15 protein-coding genes are annotated in these 19442 nt (G+C 43.3%); 10 read left to right on the top strand and 5 right to left on the bottom strand.

Annotation, left to right across the window (positions count from 1 at the left end; translation table 11 throughout):
* Positions 1–53: 53 nt before the first annotated feature.
* Positions 54–476, bottom strand: a complete 423-nt coding sequence (locus ACFSYC_RS15110; RefSeq protein ID WP_377129312.1) for a hypothetical protein — start codon at positions 474–476, stop codon at positions 54–56.
* Between the two features lie 58 nt (positions 477–534).
* Positions 535–723 carry a hypothetical protein gene (locus ACFSYC_RS15105; RefSeq protein ID WP_377129311.1) on the bottom strand — a complete coding sequence of 63 codons (189 nt, stop codon included), beginning with the start codon at positions 721–723 and terminating at the stop codon, positions 535–537.
* Positions 724–970: 247 nt separating this feature from the next.
* On the opposite strand from ACFSYC_RS15105, the gene ACFSYC_RS15100 reads away from it, so the two are divergent.
* From ACFSYC_RS15100 to ACFSYC_RS15070, 7 genes are all read left to right on the top strand, one after another.
* On the top strand, positions 971–1666 hold the full coding sequence (locus ACFSYC_RS15100; protein WP_377129309.1) for a S24 family peptidase: 696 nt from the start codon (positions 971–973) through the stop codon (positions 1664–1666).
* Between the two features lie 119 nt (positions 1667–1785).
* Entirely contained in the window at positions 1786–2142 is a 357-nt protein-coding gene (locus ACFSYC_RS15095; RefSeq protein ID WP_377129307.1) for a hypothetical protein, read from the top strand.
* A 42-nt stretch (positions 2143–2184) separates the two neighbouring features.
* Positions 2185–2538 (top strand): hypothetical protein, encoded by a 354-nt coding sequence (locus ACFSYC_RS15090; RefSeq protein WP_377129305.1) that lies wholly within the window; start codon positions 2185–2187, stop codon positions 2536–2538.
* 162 nt (positions 2539–2700) lie between these two features.
* Positions 2701–3216 (top strand): DinB family protein, encoded by a 516-nt coding sequence (locus ACFSYC_RS15085; RefSeq protein ID WP_377129303.1) that lies wholly within the window; start codon positions 2701–2703, stop codon positions 3214–3216.
* A 15-nt stretch (positions 3217–3231) separates the two neighbouring features.
* Complete coding sequence (locus tag ACFSYC_RS15080; protein WP_377129301.1) at positions 3232–3360, top strand: hypothetical protein; 129 nt, start codon at positions 3232–3234, stop codon at positions 3358–3360.
* A 22-nt stretch (positions 3361–3382) separates the two neighbouring features.
* On the top strand, positions 3383–4156 hold the full coding sequence (locus ACFSYC_RS15075) for an ABC transporter ATP-binding protein (protein WP_377129299.1): 774 nt from the start codon (positions 3383–3385) through the stop codon (positions 4154–4156).
* Positions 4157–4164: 8 nt separating this feature from the next.
* Positions 4165–5862 (top strand): hypothetical protein, encoded by a 1698-nt coding sequence (locus ACFSYC_RS15070; protein WP_377129297.1) that lies wholly within the window; start codon positions 4165–4167, stop codon positions 5860–5862.
* 73 nt (positions 5863–5935) lie between these two features.
* Here ACFSYC_RS15070 and dnaE read toward each other — a convergent pair whose 3' ends face one another.
* Positions 5936–9520: a DNA polymerase III subunit alpha gene (dnaE, locus tag ACFSYC_RS15065; RefSeq protein ID WP_377129296.1), complete on the bottom strand. Its 3585-nt coding sequence runs from the start codon at positions 9518–9520 to the stop codon at positions 5936–5938.
* A gap of 191 nt (positions 9521–9711) precedes the next feature.
* Here dnaE and ACFSYC_RS15060 point away from each other — a divergent pair, with 191 nt between their 5' ends.
* The 3 genes from ACFSYC_RS15060 to ACFSYC_RS15050 all read left to right on the top strand — a co-directional run bounded on the left by ACFSYC_RS15060 (position 9712) and on the right by ACFSYC_RS15050 (position 17842).
* The gene (locus tag ACFSYC_RS15060; RefSeq protein ID WP_449288992.1) at positions 9712–14856 is read left to right on the top strand and encodes a translocation/assembly module TamB domain-containing protein; all 5145 of its coding nucleotides are present in this window, start codon (positions 9712–9714) and stop codon (positions 14854–14856) included.
* Positions 14857–14859: 3 nt separating this feature from the next.
* Positions 14860–17169 carry a translocation and assembly module lipoprotein TamL gene (gene tamL, locus ACFSYC_RS15055; RefSeq protein WP_377129292.1) on the top strand — a complete coding sequence of 770 codons (2310 nt, stop codon included), beginning with the start codon at positions 14860–14862 and terminating at the stop codon, positions 17167–17169.
* Between the two features lie 109 nt (positions 17170–17278).
* A complete protein-coding gene (locus ACFSYC_RS15050; RefSeq protein WP_377129290.1) occupies positions 17279–17842 on the top strand; it encodes a dihydrofolate reductase family protein in 564 nt (187 codons plus the stop codon).
* Here ACFSYC_RS15050 and ACFSYC_RS15045 read toward each other — a convergent pair.
* Positions 17835–18113, bottom strand: coding sequence for a hypothetical protein (locus ACFSYC_RS15045; protein ID WP_377129288.1), 279 nt, complete (start codon positions 18111–18113; stop codon positions 17835–17837). The genes ACFSYC_RS15050 and ACFSYC_RS15045 overlap by 8 nt on opposite strands.
* A 620-nt stretch (positions 18114–18733) precedes the next feature.
* Positions 18734–19438 carry a hypothetical protein gene (locus ACFSYC_RS15040; protein WP_377129286.1) on the bottom strand — a complete coding sequence of 235 codons (705 nt, stop codon included), beginning with the start codon at positions 19436–19438 and terminating at the stop codon, positions 18734–18736.
* Positions 19439–19442: the final 4 nt, after the last annotated feature.

Raw genomic sequence — 19442 nt, 5'->3', positions numbered from 1 at the left:
ATCTAACCTTACAAAGATACAACTAAATTATGAATTATATGCTATTTGGCATATTAATATTGTAAATTTTCTACATCCGCCGTTTCGGTTTCAACCAATTGGGTAAGTATAGTACGCACCACAGCCTCGCGCGCCCATTGCTGTTCTGTTAACGATGCATCCTCCTGATACCAGCACAGCGGCTCATTGATCTCTATCCGGGTTTTGTATACAAAATTCTTTTTAGGGTGCATTTTGGTACCCTCGTAACTGTTTAAGTTTTCGGCACGTATTATCTTAGCAAACTGTTTCGTGGTAATGTCCAATTGCAGGCACTCTTCCAGCGAGTTTTTAAAATCGTGTTTATCCTCAAGCCATAGGGTAAGCGTTTCGCCGTTCAGTTCGTGGTCGGCTACGCTGATGCGGCTGTAATCATAATCTACCGAGATGATCATCCACCACAGTTTGTCTTTTAATTTTTGTGTTAATTTTATCATTTCAAAAAAGGTTAATGGCCATCGCCGGGGAGGCGACGGCCGGTTTTGTTTAGGTTAATTAAAGAGCGGGCCGGGCGGGCACCCAACCGGGCAGATACTTCTGTATAGCTGCTATCTCTTTGTTGAACTTTTGGCAGGTAGCCTGGTAGGCTTGTAAACGCAGCGCTTGTTGCGGGTTAGCAACCGCCTGCGTTTGATTAATTATCTGTAAGTCTGCCTCCCTGATGGCTGAATAAGCTATATGCATCGGTTAGGGTTTATGTTTTTCCAAGATTAATTGTAGCGGTAAGTTGCCTTTGTAACGGTCTAACTATATACCCATAGATTCCATTTGTTCAGTTTTTCCTGTATTTCTTTATATATCATACTGATATTCTGTATTTTTATTTGGTTTATTTGAATTTTAAGTTTAAGTTTGTCCTACATTGACAGTACAAATATAAAGAAAAATCTTTATCATGCTAAAGAAATTAGTAAAATAGTTTTTAACATTTATGGAAAATTCTGAAAAAGCCGCCAAAATCAAAAACGTTCGCCCCGAGACGCTGGAGTTTATCATCCTATATAATCAACTGAAAGGCAAAGCTTTTAGTGGCAATGCGCAGCTGGCCGAAGCCTTGGGTTTTAACTCGGTAAGCTCAATTACCGAAATTATTAAAAGCAGGCAAAACATCGATCCCGAAAAATTCAGGATCTTTAAAGAAAAGTACAAAGACTATATAGAGGGGGTAGCCCCCGTGGCTGTACCCACGCGCGTATCTAAAGCTACCGACGGAATCCCTATGTACGAGATCTCGGCCACCGCGTCGGGCCTTGAAGTATATAATGACATTAACGATATGCAGGCCGTAGGCCGCATGAATTTTCCGGGCATAGAAGATTGTGATTTCGCCCTGCCGGTTTGGGGGCACTCCATGTATCCATATCTTGAAAACGGCTGCTGGGTTGCTTTAAAGATAATACACGACAAAAAGATATTACCCGGCGAAGTATACTATATTGAGTGGGGCGATTACCGCATGTACAAACGCCTGCTGCAAAGTTCAAACCCCGAAGAGGTGGTAGCCCACTCTGATAACACTACCGAAATGGTAGGCAACCAGCTTAAATATGCCCCGTTCACTATCAAAATAGCTGACATTAAAAAATTGTGTTTGGTTAAGGATATTCATAAAAAACATAATCATTAATGGGATAGGGTTGCGATGAGTAATCACATGTCGCTTCCTTTCAAAACCTCCTTTAAAATTTTTAGTCTTAGGTATTATTTATATTTTTAAAGCATTAATTAATATTAAACTATTGCTTTATGGACCTGAACGTTTACTTAATTGTTGGCGCGGTAATTATTGTTGCCATTATTGTTATTAATCACCAGAAACAAAAAAACACCATGCAAGCCATGTTGCAAGAGTCGGGAGGTACGCAGTCGTTGTTTCTGACCAAATCTGTAGAGAAAAAAAACAAGGCCCTGGCAGATATACTTTACGTAGGTGGTGTTAAAACCACTATTGCTGACACTGCTACCGGCCCTAAAGCCGTATTGATCCGTCAGCTACAGAAATTAGAGAAAGAGTACGCCGCTAAAAAGATCCCCCTGCGTACTTATGACGAACAGCTGTTTGATTTGTTAGAAAAAGCAAAAAGCTTACCGGTAAACGCTTAAGCCTTTTTACTAGGTTTTTGTTTATTATTGCAGCCTATACTTATGGCAGACGAGGGTATTTTAAAACGGATAAAAGTTATTGTTAAAGACCACGGCGGCCAGTTAGCCTTGGCCGGTGCTATTGGTGTAGACCAGGGTTTTATAAGCAAAGTGATCAACAAGAAACAAGAGGTAAGCTATTATTTGATCAGCAAGCTATGTTTCCAGCTAAAATACTCGCCCGAGTGGTTGATACTGGGTACAGGCGACAAAAAGATCAACAAAGCCGAATCGCCAAAACTAATTACCGAAATACAAATGATGCGCACCGAGCTGGACATATTACACGCCCGTATGCGCGCCTTTGAAATGGAAGTAAAAGAACTGAAAGCCCGCGACTTGCCGCAGGCCGGTTAGTTATAAACGAATATATAAGATAAAGCCACCCAAGCAGGTGGCTTTTTTCTTTTTGGTCAGTTTTTTATTAAATATCTCCTTTTCATTATTCCTGCTGACATAGGGCTGTCATTAGGCTGTGGTTTCTTTGTATCAACAAAAACAACATAAAACCATAAAGCTATGTCAACTATCATCAAATTATTATTGAAAGAAATTGAGAAGGAAGCCCAGGCTACCCGAAACATGTTAAACATTGTACCTGCCGACAAGTACGACTGGAGGCCACACCCTAAAAGCATGAGCCTGATGCAGCTGACCAATCACATTGCCGAGCTGCCTGCCTGGATAAGCATGGCCTTTACAACAGATGGGCTGGACTTTGCCGCTAACCCTTACGAGTCTACTACTCTTACAAACACCGGGGATATCTTGGAGATGTTTGAAAACAACTACGCCGACGGCCGTGCTCATTTAGAGAACGCCAGCGAAGCCGATCTTGAAAAGCCATGGGTGCTACGCAGCGGCGAGCAGATCCTTGCTGATATGAACAAGTACGAAACGGTGCGCGTATCGATAGCACAAACTATTCATCACCGTGCCCAGTTGGGTGTGTTCCTTCGTTTGCTTAATGTGGCCATACCGGGTACCTACGGCCCAAGTGCCGATGAGTTGGAGCAAATGCAAGCCTATGCTTAAGTAGCGCACGCTAAAATGATAAATCTCCTGCAGCAGCGGGGTGCCGAAATAACCGGTGCCTTGCTGCTGCGGATTTTAATAGAATTGGCGGCTGTAAATACAACTGATATTGCTGTAATTTTGGAGGTTAAATGTGTATTTTAACGCAATTTTTAAAAGCGACCTAATGACCGATCAGCCTATCATCAGAATAAATAAGCTTAACAAGTTTTACGATCAAAAACAGGTTCTTAAAAACCTTTCGCTTGATATTTACCCGGGGCAGGTAATTGGCTACATAGGGCCAAACGGCGCAGGTAAGTCAACTACTGTAAAAATTCTAACCGGGTTAATTCCGGAGTTTATTGGCGAGGTTATCATTGATGGAATCAACCTGGCCGATGATCCGCAGCAAATAAAGAAACTGATTGGTTACGTGCCGGAGAATGCCGAGATCTACGACGTGCTTACCCCAATGGAATATCTTGATTTTATTGGGAAGCTTTATGATATGCAGGAACCGGTTTTAGCCAACCGGATTGTAAAGCTGCTAACGGCATTTGGCCTGGGCGCAAATATTAACGACCGTATGGATACGTTTTCTAAAGGGATGCGCCAAAAGGTGCTGCTCATTGCCGGCATAATAAACAACCCCAAGATTTTGATTTTAGACGAGCCGTTATCCGGGCTTGATGCTAATGCGGTTATCATGGTAAAGGAGCTGATTGTGCGGCTATCAAAAGAAGGTAAAACCATTTTTTACTGTTCGCACATGATGGACGTGGTGGAGAAAGTGTCAGACCGGATTTTGCTTATAAACAAGGGCGAAATTATTGCCGACGGCACTTTTGAGTCTTTAAAACAGAACCATAGCGATACGCTGGAACAAATTTTCTCTAAACTAACCGGCCGGCAGGAAGCGGGAATGGAGACAGATGCTATCATCAACGCGTTTGATTAAGGCCGGCTATGGATAAAATCTTATTAAAAATTGTTGGATTATTAAATCCGCTACTGCAAAAAACAGGGGTAAACATTGCGCAGCTGCATGAAATTTTGCGGATAAAACTCCTGATGGATAACCGCAGGCCGCGAAGCATTTTTGGACATAAGAAAAACAAAACCGAAGGCAAGCCCACCAGCTCATTACTGGCCACCATTATGATGGTGTTTATGGGGCTGCTTATGTGTTTTGTGTTATTTATTACTACACAGCCGCTTGCCGGCCAGGCGCTTTACTTCTCTATTTTTATGGTGATGATGGCTATAACGCTGATATCTGATTTTACCAGCGTTTTAATAGATAGCCGCGATCAGTTTATCATCTCGCCACGCCCGGTAAATGACCGCACCATGGCTATGGCCCGTTTTTTACACGTAACACTTTATATTGCCCGCATTGCATTGCTGCAAGGCTTACCGGGTATTTTTATTATAGCGTTTATAGATGGGTTTGCGGCTATACCACTTTTTGCCCTTCAGGTTATTGAAGCGACATTGCTTAGTGTTTTGCTGGTAAACCTGGTGTACTTTGTGTTGATTAAGCTGGTTAGTCCGCAACGGTTTAAGGATATCATCAGCTACATTCAAATCGTTTTTTCGGTATTAATATTTGCTGTGTATTACCTGGTACCGCGGCTCATCAATACGTCGTTGTTACAGCAGGTAAATTTGCTTAAACACGTCTGGGCTTACTTTTTGCCCCCGGTTTGGATAGCCAGTTTAAATGAGGCGGTATTTCATACGGGCCGTTCAGGTTGGGCAGTCCTGTGCATGGCGGTTATTGGCCTGGTTTTTCCGTTGGTGGGTATTTGGTTTGTGGCAAAAGTGTTAGCGCCGGGCTTTAACCGCAGGCTGGCAATTATTAGTACCGCTGATGGTGCAGCTAACGTGGTAACCCCATTGACAAAGAAGTATAACCCCGATTTTAGGGATAAGCTGGCAAACCTGCTTGCTCCGGACGGGATTGAAAATGCCGGCTTTAAAATAACCTGGAAACTGGCGGCCCGCACCCGCGAGTTCAAGATGAAGGTTTTTCCGGCTTTTGCTTACGTCCCTATTTACTTTATTTACTTCGCGCTTAACGGCAAAGGGCAAACGTTAACAGAGCGGTATGCAAAAATCCAGCATAATACCAGTTACATCTTTCTTATTTACCTCACTACCTTTGTGCTATCTTCTATTCTTCAAAATGTATCGCAGTCTCCCAAATATAAATCGGCCTGGGTTTATTACACCTTGCCCATAACGCTACCCGGAAAAATCCTTTCAGGCATGTACAAGGCCATTATCGTGATTTACTTTGTGCCGTATTGCCTGGTTATAAGCGCGGCTATGATTTTTATCTGGGGGCCGGCTACTATCAATGATATTTTGCTTGCGTTTAGCATCAGCCTTACCTACGGCATGTTACTGGCGTTGTTTATGGTTAAGGGGCTGCCGTTTTCAACACCGATAATGGTTAAACAGGGCGGTGGTAAAGTAATCGTGTCCTTTATGATCATCGGTCTTATCGCCGCCATTGGATTTGGTCACGTATTTATATCTAAATGGGAGGGTTTGGTTTGGCTGCTTATTATCCCGTCGGTATTGATCAACTGGATCATGTTTTATCAATACAAAAAACAATCCTGGAATGATATTGAGCTTGCAGATATAGACGGGTAACTAAAAGTCCGTTGCATTATGGCGTAAAAAAAGGGAAGCAATTATTGCTTCCCTTTTTGCTTTATAGTGAACATTAGTTTAATACCGCCGGCGTATTGGTGACGGTTAAAATATCCGCCATGAAATCGTCGCTGGGGTTTACTTTATAGCTTTTTGAGTGCATTTCAACTAGCATTGATTCATCGCGCAGCTTAAATTTAAGCATGCAATTTTTCATAGGGTACTTTTGATTATTACTTTCAATAATCTCCTGAATATTGCCCAGCATTTGCTCGTTAATGGTATGCAGATCCAGGAACACGGTGATAGATTTGGTTAGCCTATCGCGCATCTCTGATAACAGGTCCATCGTCGAAATCCGCAGATCCCAGTTATCCTTCTGTCTGAATTTCTCTTCAATACTGCCTTTAATGTGCAAAAAGTATCCGTCTGCAAATTTGTTTTTATGGTTGATGTAGTCTTCGCCAAACAGCGCAAACTCGTACGACTCATTATAATCTTCCAAAACAAATGTGCCGAACGGCTTACCTGTTTTAGTCATTTTATGCTGGGCATTAGTTACCAATCCGCCAATACGAATTTCGCCGCGCTTACGTAACTCTGCAAATGCACTCATTATTTCTTCGCCACCCTCGCCCGAGCGTGCTTTCTGCATATTTTTAAGATCAGACAGTGTGCTGTTGCAATACTTTTCCATCTCGAACTTATAGTTATCTAACGGGTGCCCGGTAAGGTATATGCCAATAACTTCTTTCTCGTATTTAAGCTTCTCTATCAGTGCCCACTCTTCACAGTCGGGCATGGAGGGTTCAGGGATAAACGATGCTATGGAGCCGCCAAATAATGATGATTGCGAGCTGTTCTGCGTGTTTTGATAATCGTTAGAATATTTGATTAAACGCTCTATACCGGTTAACTGTATGTTTTCTGTTTTGGCAAAGAACCTTGACCGGGGTATACCAAACTCATCAAACGCGCCACCCATCACCAGGTTCTCGTAAGCCTTACGGTTAACACTGCGGGTGTTTGATCGTTGGGCGAAATCATACACCGATTTATACGGGCCGCGTTCTATCCGTTCGTCAATTATACTTTCAACGGCTTTTTCGCCTACACCTTTAACACCAGCTAAGCCAAAGCGTATAACGCCTTTTTTGTTAGCGGTAAAGGCCATGTAGCTTTCGTTAATGTCCGGCCCCAAAACCTCGACACCCATGCGGCGGCACTCTTCCATAAAGAAGGTTATCTTCTCCATGTTATTCTGGTTATTTAATACCGCGGCCATATATTCTGCCGGGTAATGCGCTTTTAAATAGGCTGTTTGGTAAGCCACAAAAGCATAACAGGTAGAGTGCGATTTGTTAAACGCGTACTGGGCAAAAGCTTTCCAGTCGTTCCATATTTTAGTTAGTTTATCTTTAGGGTGGCCTTTAGCCATGGCCCCATCCATAAACTGCGATTCCATTTTGTTAAGTACCTCAATTTGCTTTTTACCCATGGCCTTACGCAAAACGTCGGCATCGCCTTTACTAAAGCCGGCCAATTTTTGCGACAGTAGCATCACCTGCTCCTGGTACACGGTAATACCGTAGGTTTCGCCCAGGTATTCTTCCATGTCAGGCAAGTCAAACTCCACCGGCTCGTAACCATGCTTACGTTTAATAAAGGATGGTATGTATTCAATTGGTCCCGGGCGGTATAGCGCGTTCATGGCAATCAAATCCTCAAACTTATCGGGCTTAAGGTCGCGCAGGTACATTTGCATACCATCACTTTCAAACTGGAAAGTACCGTTTGTGTCACCACGCTGGTAAAGTTCAAAAGTTAACTGATCATCCAGTGGGATATAGTCGATAGAGATATCAACATCATGGTTTTGCTTAATAAGCCTTAACGCATCCTTTAAAATGGTAAGCGTTTTAAGGCCCAAAAAGTCCATCTTAATAACGCCGGCATCTTCAATAACGCGGCCGTCGTACTGGGTAACCAACAGGTCAGAGTCTTTAGCTGTTGCCACGGGTACAATGTCCGTCAAGTCATAAGGCGCAATAATAATACCTGCAGCATGTACACCGGTGTTACGTACAGATCCTTCCAGCTTTTCAGCTTCGCGAAGCACAATGCCTTTAAGGTCGCTTGATTTATAGATCTCGGCAAGCTCGGGCACTTGCTCAATGGCTTGTTTTAGGTTGATACCTAAAGTATCAGGCACTAACTTTTTTAACGCTGTAACGTCTGATAATGGCATGTCCAATACCCGGCCAACGTCCTGGATACTAGTTCGCGCCGCCATCGATCCGTAAGTGATGATCTGCGCTACCTGGTTTTTGCCATATTTGTCAACCACATAGTCAATCACTTTTTGTCGGCCTGCATCATCAAAATCCGTATCAATATCGGGCATCGACTTCCTGTCCGGGTTCAAAAACCGCTCGAACAGCAGGTTATACTTCATCGGGTCGATATTGGTAATACCGGTACAGTATGCCACTACCGATCCTGCTGCCGAACCACGCCCCGGGCCAATAAACACACCAATGTCGCGGCCATGCCTGATGAAATCGGCTACAATTAAAAAGTAACCGGCAAAGCCCATGGTGCGTATGGTAAACAGCTCAAAGTTTATGCGCTCTTCAACCTCAGGGCTTATGTCTATATAACGCTCTTTGGCACCGGTAAAAGTTAAGTGCTTTAAGTATTCCCATTGATTTAGGGTATCAGCGTCAGGTGTGCTGTCGCTGTGAATCTTAAATTCCTGCGGGATAACAAAGTTGGGCAATAGGATATCCCGCTTCAGTTTAAGTATTTCTACCTTGTCAACAATCTCATTGGTGTTATCTAATGATTCGGGCACGTCATGAAACAGCTTGCCCATTTCGGCCTGCGTTTTAAAATAAAACTGATCATTAGGGAAACCAAAGCGGTAGCCTTTGCCGCCTTCCTCATCGGTAGCAATGGGGGTACTTTGCATATCGCCGGTGTTTACACAAAGCAAAATATCATGCGCGTTACTATCCTGCTGGTCCACATAGTGCGAATCGTTTGAACAGATAACCTTTACGTTGTATTTTTTTGCATAACCAAGCAATACGTTATTAATAATCTCCTGCTCGGGTATCTCGTGGCGTTGTAATTCTATATAGTAGTCTTCGCCAAACAGATCCAGCCACCACTTAAACTCGGTCTCAGCTTCGGCAGGCGTACCTTTTAAAATAGTTTGCGGTACCGACGCGCCAATACAGCAGGTTGTGGCAATAAGACCCTTGTGGTATTTTAAAACAAGTTCTTTATCAATACGTGGCCATTTACTGTAAAGGCCTTCCATGTAGCCGTAACTGCAAAGCTTCACCAGGTTTTTATAACCTTCGGGATTTTTTGCCAGGAAAAGCTGGTGGCGGCGTACGTCTTTTTTCTCTTTGGTAAATTGCTTTTTATGGCGATCTTCAACCAAATAAAACTCGCAGCCTACAATGGGTTTAACATTGTGCTTGCCGGCTTCGGCCACAAACTTAAACGCGCCAAACATATTACCGTGGTCGGTAATTGCCAGGGCCTTCATGCCATCGGCAGCTGCTTTTTTATATAATTTAGATATATCGGCAGCACCGTCGAGCAATGAAAACTGGGTATGTACGTGTAAGTGCGAAAAATCGGGCATCGTAATTTGTAATTTTTTTTGACGAATACAAATCTACCAAAAAACAACCGGGCGTTTAGGGTTGTTGAAAACTCTGACCTCGCGTAAACAAATACAAAAATTGCGAATATTTAAGTATAAATCCTAAACATTTTGCACACTTATTGTTTACTATACTGCATGAGCAGCTTAACTTTGAAAATTAAATAAAATTGGGACGATTTGGACGCATAGCTTTAAAAACTATTCTTTGGATAATTGCAAGTGTCATCTTTTTGGTTCTACTTGTAGTGATTTTAATACAGGTACCTTCGGTACAAAATTTTGCGAAAAACAAGGCGGTAACTTTCCTTGAGAAAAAAATCAAAACCAAGGTAGAGATAGGCCATATTAGCCTGGGCCTGCCTAAGCTGTTGATTTTAGAAGATGTTTACTTTGAAGATCAGAAAAAGGACACGCTGATTGCCGGTGATAAGCTGAAAGTTGATATCAGCATGTTACAGTTGCTGCATAACAAGGTTGAGATAAACGAGATTAATCTGCAAGGCATCACCGCTAAAATAAGCCGCGGACCGGACAGCCTGTTCAACTTCAATTACATTTTAAAAGCTTTTGCCGGCGAGCAAAAGAAAGAGGTTAAGGCCGAGGATACTACCTCGACCATGAAATTCTCGATGGATAAGATCATTCTTGATCGTATCAGCGTGGTTTATAAAGACGTTGTCAGTGGTAACGATGTGAAATTTTGGCTGGGGCATTTTGATACCCGGATAAAAGATTTTGATCTGGAAAAGATGAAGTTCACCGTGCCGAAAATCACTTTGTCTGACGTTAATGCCACGGTTATACAAACCGCTGTTACCCCACCACCGCGCGATACGGCTACCGCGCCGCTTAATTTAGACCTGGGACTGGGTACCATAGATATCTCTAAAGTAAAGGTGGTTTACCGCACCGTTGAAATGGACGCCAATGTTGACCTGAGTAAGTTTTTGGTTGAAATGGATAAGATCGACCTTAAAAATCAGCAGGTAGCGATAAAATCGATTGCTTTAAATGATACTAAAGCCTTTATGACCTTTGCAAAGCCGCAAACTGTTAAAAAGCAGGTAGAAAAAGTTATTAAAAAGCTGGATACCCTTGCTTCAAACCCGAACAAAAATGGGTGGAGGGCTACTTTAGGCAAGATAACATTGGTTAACGACGATCTTAAGTTTGATAACGAAGTGCAACAGCCAATTGCCAGGGGTTTGGATTTTGCACACATGCATATCCGTGCCCTAAATGCTGATGTACAGGATATATCATATAGCCCGGATACTATAAAAGGCAAAGTAAACTCGTTTACGTTTAATGAGAAAAGTGGCTTGGCTGTTAAAAAATTTCACACCACCTTTTTGTATGGGCCAACCAGCGCTTATCTGAATGATTTGTTGTTAGAGACACCACAAACCGTTATACAAAAACAGGTGCAGGTTAGCTACCCATCTATAGCAGCCATCACCAAAAACATTGGCTTGCTAAAAGTTAACGCCAATGTTGATGGAACAAAGATCAACTTAAAAGATGTGTTACTGCTAATGCCAACAATGGCAAGCATGGAGCCATTTAAAAGCTCGCCAAACTCGGTGTTCCGTATTGACGGCAGGGTAGAGGGTGGGGTTAATAACCTGAATATCCCCAACTTTGAAGTGCGCGGTTTAAGAAACACCCATATCAAAGCATCGGCGCGTTTGCGTGGCTTGCCTGATATGAACAAGGCTTACTTTGATGTAAACCTGGCCGACTTCAACACCAGCGCTGGCGACATAGCCAAACTGGCCCCCAAGGGCACTATCCCGGCAAATATACGCGTGCCCGACAACATGAACCTTAAAGGGACTTTTAAAGGCAGCATGTACAACTTTAATACTAAGCTTAACCTGCGTACCAATCTGGGCGCCGCCGATGTGGTAGCTGGCATGAAGAACGGCAACAGCAAAACTAAGGCAAGCTATGTAGCAAATATCCGCGCTAATAATTTAAACGTGGGTGCCATAACTAAACAGCCACAAATGGTGGGTATGGTTACTATGGCGGCCAATGTGAAGGGCAGGGGCCTTGATCCTAAAAAAGCCAGCCTGGCCTTTGACGGCAGCGTCGCGTCGGCTTATGTAAAGGGGTATACCTACAAAAACTTGAAATTAAAAGGTACTGCGGTTAATGGTGCCTATACCGTAGTGTCTACCATGAATGACCCTAATATTCATTTCGCACTGAATGCTAAGGCCAACCTGAATAAAAAATATCCGGCAATAACAGCTAACCTGATGTTAGACAGTATTGACCTGCAAGCGCTTAAATTAAGCACTACGCCATTGCGCCTGCACGGTAAGATAATAGCTGATGTGCCGACCGCCGATCCGGATTACTTGAACGCAAATATCAAAGCCACCAACCTGTTGGTGGTAACCAAAGATCAACGTATTAAGGTTGATTCTATCAGCCTGATATCAACGGCTAATGCTGACAGCAGCGCTTTGCGATTAAAAACCCCATTCCTGAATGCACGCATGAGCGGTAAGTATAAGCTCACTGAAGTAGGCACCGCCATGCAGGACATGGTGAATAAATATTTTGATACCAGCCTGGGCGCGGCAAAATCTGCCGCCAAGCCGGCATACTCGCCGCAACAATTTACCTTCGCGGTGCGGATAATTAAGTCGTCATTGCTGGAACAGTTTGCACCGACCCTTACCACGCTTGACCCGGTGAACATTACCGGCCGCTTTAACAGCAGCACCGGCGAATTCGTGGCAAACGGCACCATCCCAAAAGTGGTGTACGGTACGCAGGTTATCAATAACGGAAAACTGAATATCAATACAGCCAACAACGCGCTTAACTACGCGCTGACGGTTGATGAGGTAAAAGTAGGCTCATCGCTTGATCTGTTATACCCAAGCATAACGGGTAACGCGCAAAACAACAAACTAAACGTAAGCCTTCAGGTGCGCGATGCGGCCAGGAAGGAACGTTATCGCATAGCAGGCGTAATGACCGCTCTGCCAGATCTATACCAGTTTAGCTTTTTACAGGACGGCGTGATGTTTAACTACATCCCCTGGGCGGTTAGCGCCGATAATGCTTTGCAGTTTGGTAGCAAAGGTATTTTAGCGCGTAACTTTGCTATCACCAATAACAACCAGATATTAAGTGTAAATAGCGTGGGTACAGATTATAACTCGCCATTAAAAGTTGCTTTCCGCGATTTCCATATTGAAACCATTACGCAAATGGCCCAGCAGGACTCGTTACAGGTAGGCGGCGTTATTAATGGCGAGGCTAACATCAGCGATTTTCAGTCGGCTATGAAGTTTACCGCACAGCTTGATGTTAAAGATTTTAGCTTTAAAGGCGACACCGTAGGCAACATCGCCTTAAAAGTAAATAACCAGACAGCTAACGCTTACTCAGCCGATATGAGCATTACCGGCAAAGGTAACCAGGTTAATTTAAAGGGCATATACTATACCACCCCGGCAAGCCGCTTTGATTTGGATTTGAACATTGTTAAGCTAAATGTAAAAAGCATTGAAGGCTTTAGTTTTGGCGCCATACGAAACGCGAAGGGCACGATAACCGGTCAGCTTAAAGTAACAGGCACAACAGATGTGCCGGTAGTTAGGGGCGATGTCAATTTTAACGAGGTTGGCTTTAATGTGAGTATGTTAAACTCCTACTTCACTATGCCTAAAGAGGTAATTACCTTTAACGAGGATGGAGTATTGTTCAGAGACTTTACTTTGGTTGACTCTACCGGTAACAAAGCCATCGTATCAGGTACGTTATATACCAAAACCTTTACAGATTTTAGATTTGGTATGGACATAAACGCCACCAACTTTAGGGCGGTTAACTCAACCAAGGCAGATAATAAACTGTTTTATGGTAAGCTGTACGTAGATACCCGCATACAGATTCGCGGTAATATGGATGCGCCGAAAGTGGACGCCAACCTTACCGTAAACGATAAAACAGATATGACCTTTGTGCTACCGTCGGATGATCCGGGCGTGGTTGACCGAAAAGGTGTGGTTGAAGTTATTGATCAGGACGCGCCGAAGCTGGATTCGATTCTCCTGGCCCGTCAGCTCGACTCGCTCAAACAAAGCAATTTGAGGGGAATGGATGTTAATGCAACCATTAAAGTAAGCAAGCTTGCTAATTTTAACGTTGTAATTGATGAGCGTAACGGCGATGTAGTAAACATCCGCGGCGAAGCGAACCTTCAGGGTGGTATAGACCCAAGCGGCAAGATCAACCTTACGGGTACTTATGTGGTTGAGCGTGGATCTTACAACCTGTCTTACGCTACAGTAAGCCGTACCTTCAACTTCAAAAAGGGCAGCACTATTAACTGGACCGGCGATCCAACATCGGCCATGGTTGATTTGACGGCAGTTTATGTGGCAAACGTGCCGCCTATAGATCTGGTAAACCAGCAAATGGGCGACGATGGCAGCAACCTGACAATGTATAAGCAAAAGCTTCCGTTTAACGTAAATCTGAACTTAAAGAACGAGTTGCTTAAACCTGATATCAGCTTTGATATCGTATTGCCTGACAGTAACTACACCGTATCGCCGGGGGTAATAGATGTCGTGAACGCACGGCTTTCGCAAATCAGGGCTAACCCTAACGAGTTAAACAAGCAGGTGCTGGGCGTATTGGTGCTTGGCCACTTTATTGGCGACAACCCGCTGCAAAGCGCGGGTGGCAGCACAGGTGTTAACGGCGTTATACGTAATAGCGTGAGTAATTTGCTGTCAGACCAGTTAAATAAACTTGCCGGTAATTTGGGTGGTGGCGTACAACTTAGCTTCGGCGTAACGTCTGGTGCCGACTACTCGTCGGGGGTCCAGCAAAACCGAACGGACCTGAATGTCGGGTTGTCTAAACAGTTCCTAAACGACAGGTTGACGGTTTCGGTTGGTAACAATTTTAACCTGGAAGGACAGAACCAGCCTGGCCAAAAATCGTCGCAAATTGCGGGTAATCTTTCAGTTAATTACAAATTAACGGCAGATGGCCGCTACATGCTGCGTGCATATCGCCGAGACCAATATGTGGTAGTACAGGGCCAGGTGGTTGAGACTGGTTTAGCATTCTCGTTAACGTACGAATATAACCGCTTTATGGAGCTGTTTAAACGCAAGCCACGCGAGGAGCGCGAATTGCAGAAAGAGTACAAGGAAAAAGAAAAAGCCAAAGACGAAGTAAAGAAAGAAGCTGAAAAAGCACATGACGAAACTGTAGTAGAGCCGGTAGTACAACCGGCCAACAAGCCTGCCGAAAAAAAAGAACCACAAGACTAACCTATGACCAAGTTTAAATATATATTGATTTTTTGTGTGGTAGTTTTCGCCAGTGCGTGCAGTACCACCAAGTATCTGCCGGCGGGACAAAAGCTGTATGATGGCGGCGAAGTTAAAATTGCCGATAAAGACAGCATAAGTAAAAACGACGCAAAAGCATTAACCACCGATTTGGAGGGTTTACTGCGGCCTAAACCCAACACAAAAATACTGGGTATGCGCTATAAGCTTTGGGTGTATTACAAAACCCTTACCAACAAACAGCGCGGCATTAAACAATGGCTTAACAAAAAATTTGGCGAACCACCTGTTTTAGTTAGTGCGGTAGACTTGCCAAAAAATAGCAGCATACTAAAAAACAGGCTGCAAAATAAAGGCTTTTTTAATGCCCAGGTAAGTGGCGATACTGTAAGTAAAAAAGGGTCGCGCGTGGCTAAGGCGGTGTATACGGCACAGGCTGGCCCGGCTTATCATTACAATAAAGTTGGTTTTCCTACGGATTTTAATGACCTGGATACTGCCGTGGCAGGTACAGGTAAAGAAAGTTTACTAAAGGTAGGCGATCGCTTTGATTTGGACGTGATTAAAGCCGAGCGCGTGCGCATTGATGCCAAGTTAAAGGAGAAGGGTTTCTTCTATTTCTCGCCTGATTATTTGATCATGCGATACGACAGTACAATAGCTAATCACAAAGTAGACATGTTTGTTACGGTGAAACCAACCACGCCGGATCAGGCCCGTTGGATTTATTCTATCCGCAACATTTATGTCTATCCGCGCTATAACTTGCGCGATACCTCTGTTAAGTTAGATTCGGCAGAGCGCTACCGCTGGTATAACGTGATAGACCCACGTAAAACTGTACGCCCTTTCACTTTTAAAAACGCGGTGCTTTTGCGCCCGGGTGAGGTTTATAACCGCACCGAACATACCAAAAGCTTGAACCGCTTTATAGAGCTTGGTCCGTTCCGCTATGTTAAAAACAGGTTTGAGGATGTAACGCCCGACTCGCCGTTACTGGACGTGTATTACTACTTAACGCAGTACAAACGCAAATCCTTACAAGCCGAGATCCTGGGTCGCCAAAGTTCGGCAAACTTTAATGGTACACAGTTTAATTTAACCTTCCGTAATAAAAATACCTTTAAGGGCGGCGAGCTGTTTCAGCTTCAATTTTTTGTAAGTTCTGATATCCAGTTTGGCGCACGTAACGGTGGTTATAACGTTTATCAATTTGGTGTAAAACCGTCACTCAGCTGGCCAAGGTTTATCAGCCCGTGGGAGTTTAAGACGGATGGCGCCTATATTCCGCGCACCATTTTAAATACCGGCTACACGCTTATTAACCGTACTAGTTTGTATAATTTAAACTCGTTCAATGCCTCATTTGGTTACCAATGGAAACCTAATTTGCATAAACAGCACGAGCTGAATTTAATGGAGTTTACCTATGTTAATGCAGCCAGTGTTTCAAAAAAGTATTTAGATAGTATAAGGGATACTAAAAATCCGGCACTTAAGCACGTAATTGATAACCAGCTTACTTTTGGCCCAAGTTATTCATACACCTATACTAATACTACCGAAGAGTACAGAACCAATACTTTTTTCTATAACGGAAAGATCAACCTATCGGCCAATGTATTGGGTATAATTACCGGTGCCGATACCCTTGCCGGTAAAGTGCGCACCATACTTGGTACGCCTTTTAACCAATATGTTAAGTTAGATAACGATCTGCGCTTTTACCACAGGTTAGGTCCGGCTGGCAGTAAAATAGCAGCCCGTTTGTTAGTAGGTGCAGGTATACCGTACGGCAACTCTACCGTGATGCCTTACAGCCAGCAGTTCTTTATTGGTGGTGCCAATAGTTTGCGTGGTTTCTCGGCCAGATCATTAGGCCCGGGCGCATTTAATCCGGCACCCGCACAGACATCCGGAACGCAGTACCTGGCAGATCAATCCGGCGATATCCGTATCGAAGCTAATTTAGAATATCGCCCTAAACTGTTTAGCATAGTTGAAGGTGCTGTATTTGCAGATGCCGGTAATATCTGGCTGATGCGCGGGAACCCGCTACAACCGGGATCTGCATTCGGTAAAGATTTTATTAAACAAATGGCTGCCGACGTAGGTGTGGGCTTACGCTTTAACCTAACGGTATTGGTATTGCGTACCGATCTGGCTTTCCCGGTCATTAAACCAAGCCTGCCTGCAGGCCAGCGGATAGTGATTAACCAGATAGACTTTAGAAGTGCCGAATGGCGCGGCAGAAATTTGATCTTTAATTTGGCAATAGGATATCCATTTTAGGGTTGACAGTAGGAACGGTGTCTCAATTTAGGCTTAATTGGCTTAAAACACCCTTTTCTTGTCGCGTCTAACCCTGCAATGTATAGGGTGGCTCGCTTATTTTTGTAGGATGAGAAAGGTATCATTTGCTTTGAACATTTGCCTGGATGGCTATTGCGACCACACCTTAGGCGATCCAAGCGAAGAGCTGATGGAATATTTTGCTGATATGATGGATGATGTGGATACGCTCTTTTATGGCCGCGTCATGTATCAGCTCATGTTCCCGTACTGGGGCGATGTTGCAAAAAGCCGTTCCGGTTCCGCCGCCGAAATCCGCTTTGCGGACAGGCTTGTCGCCATTGATAAAGTGGTGATGTCACGATCATTGGAAAATGTAGGCGGTAACACAACGATCATAAGGAACAACCCCGTAGGTGAACTAAGAAAACTAAAGCAGCAGCCCGGCAAAACCATCTCGGTGGACACCGTAAGTATGCTGCCCGAACTGATAGCAGCGGGCCTTATAGATGAATTTAGTTTAGTAGTGCACCCTGTAATAGCGGGCGGTGGAAGACATTTGCTTAATACTGGTAGCCTTCCGGAAACGTTTAAGCTGGAATTGGTGGCAACACGAACCTTCAAAAACGGCTGCATAGCACTTGAGTATCGCAAAAGGGGTAATGTTAATTGATCCCTGCTACTACGCTTTCAAAATGCTTTTCTTCAGGTGCTTCCGCCACCGCCAATACCATGTGGTCGTAAACCTCTTCATAGGTTTCCCTATACTCCATAATTTGGTACAGGTAATCTTTAAGCCATAGTTTTTCTGCTGCGGTGGTTTCATTATATAGTGTAAGGTTTCCTCTAAAAATAATGAACTTTACTTGATGGTCAAGGTAGTAGCCAAAAGCGCCACCCATTCCAATAAGCATCATATTGCGGGTAAAAAGTTTTGAAATCATTTACCACTGGTAAATGATTTTTTTTTGCGTGAGCTTCATATTCCGGCCTACTGCTATATTTAACATGCTTACCCGATGGCAATTGGTAGTCGTAGTAATCGTTTTTCGATGCGAAGCATAAATGATCATTACGAACTAAAAAGCTATCTATATTGATTTGCGTGCGCCCCACATTTAGATAGGCATAACCGTCGCTACTATTAATAGTTTTCGCATGTCCTAAGGGAATATTGGCTTCATCGCCAAGTCCATGATCTCCGTAGTAAGTGAATGAAAAAATAAACAACAGACCAGCTATGCTGAAATATACTGTTTTGAATTTAATGCTTTTTAATCGACGATTTCCAGTAGTCTTAATTATAATAAATATAAAAAGAACTAGCATTAACGAGTAAACAGCAGCTTGAAGTGCTATCTTAAATATTTCGAATCCAAAATGAAACAATATGAACATTTGATAATTTAGGTCTGCTATGGATATATTGTAATTATTGCCAGCTATCAAGCTTGTTTGCATCTGCGCCGTTCTGTTCTTTCATAAATGTCCTCCTCATTTTATCGAGAATACATTTTTATAAGCCTGGGTGTTTCTTAATCATATCACTTAGGTTGTAAATTAATTAGCTGGCCAGCAATTGTTTAGACCAGTTTTTATACATGTTGTAATAAATAAGCGAATGGGTAGCGATAAAGAAGAATAGAACTGTAGCGACATTAATGGGCATGCCATTGTAATCAGGTTGTCTTGCTATAAGGCCACCGCGTTCAAGCCACATACAAAAGATAGACACCAGAGGCCATATCATCATTGGAGAAAATAACATAAAAATATTTCCAAATGGCTTGATGATCAGGTTGGCATCTTGGGTCTTCACTATTTTCCATTCCTGTTTTTTTTGTGCAATAACACTTTTAGCGCTTATAATAATCCCGGGTGTCAATATCAGCGCCATATGTAAAATTTGGCCAAGCCTGTCTCTAAACCATTCATTATTGTTCATCAAAAAATAATATAAAACAGTTGCCGGTAATATTATCAAGGCTTGGCGGGATGTAAGGATTTTGCCATACCACGTCAAGTATTCTATAGCAAATTCTTTTACAGCTATTTTTATGGTCCGACGCTGCATAGCGCGGATACCACCTTTGCCCCCCAATTCGCGTTTAAAAATGTAATCCATCGCTTCGTTAAAAGACTTATTATCCGGCATAGCTTCCAGCGCCGTTATGATATGGTCATATATCTCTTCATAGGTCTCGCGCACCTTCAGGATGTCTTGAAGCTGGGTTTTTATCAGCTCTTTTTGCTCGGCGGTTGGTATCATAATG

The sequence above is a fragment of the Mucilaginibacter antarcticus genome (assembly GCF_042686155.1).
Taxonomy (GTDB): Bacteria; Bacteroidota; Bacteroidia; order Sphingobacteriales; family Sphingobacteriaceae; genus Mucilaginibacter; species Mucilaginibacter antarcticus.
The sequence above is the reverse complement of the archived record's forward strand: the minus strand, read 5'-3'. Positions and strand labels throughout refer to the sequence as shown.

Excerpts from the sequence above, each read along its gene's own strand:
- ACFSYC_RS15110 (WP_377129312.1), bottom strand. The coding sequence starts at position 476 with ATGATAAAATTAACACAAAAATTAAAAGACAAACTGTGGTGGATGATC.
- ACFSYC_RS15105 (WP_377129311.1), bottom strand. The coding sequence starts at position 723 with ATGCATATAGCTTATTCAGCCATCAGGGAGGCAGACTTACAGATAATT.
- ACFSYC_RS15100 (WP_377129309.1), top strand. The coding sequence starts at position 971 with ATGGAAAATTCTGAAAAAGCCGCCAAAATCAAAAACGTTCGCCCCGAG.
- ACFSYC_RS15095 (WP_377129307.1), top strand. The coding sequence starts at position 1,786 with ATGGACCTGAACGTTTACTTAATTGTTGGCGCGGTAATTATTGTTGCC.
- ACFSYC_RS15090 (WP_377129305.1), top strand. The coding sequence starts at position 2,185 with ATGGCAGACGAGGGTATTTTAAAACGGATAAAAGTTATTGTTAAAGAC.
- ACFSYC_RS15085 (WP_377129303.1), top strand. The coding sequence starts at position 2,701 with ATGTCAACTATCATCAAATTATTATTGAAAGAAATTGAGAAGGAAGCC.
- ACFSYC_RS15080 (WP_377129301.1), top strand. The coding sequence starts at position 3,232 with ATGATAAATCTCCTGCAGCAGCGGGGTGCCGAAATAACCGGTGCCTTG.
- ACFSYC_RS15075 (WP_377129299.1), top strand. The coding sequence starts at position 3,383 with ATGACCGATCAGCCTATCATCAGAATAAATAAGCTTAACAAGTTTTAC.
- ACFSYC_RS15070 (WP_377129297.1), top strand. The coding sequence starts at position 4,165 with ATGGATAAAATCTTATTAAAAATTGTTGGATTATTAAATCCGCTACTG.
- dnaE (WP_377129296.1), bottom strand. The coding sequence starts at position 9,520 with ATGCCCGATTTTTCGCACTTACACGTACATACCCAGTTTTCATTGCTC.
- tamL (WP_377129292.1), top strand. The coding sequence starts at position 14,860 with ATGACCAAGTTTAAATATATATTGATTTTTTGTGTGGTAGTTTTCGCC.
- ACFSYC_RS15050 (WP_377129290.1), top strand. The coding sequence starts at position 17,279 with ATGAGAAAGGTATCATTTGCTTTGAACATTTGCCTGGATGGCTATTGC.
- ACFSYC_RS15045 (WP_377129288.1), bottom strand. The coding sequence starts at position 18,113 with ATGATTTCAAAACTTTTTACCCGCAATATGATGCTTATTGGAATGGGT.
- ACFSYC_RS15040 (WP_377129286.1), bottom strand. The coding sequence starts at position 19,438 with ATGATACCAACCGCCGAGCAAAAAGAGCTGATAAAAACCCAGCTTCAA.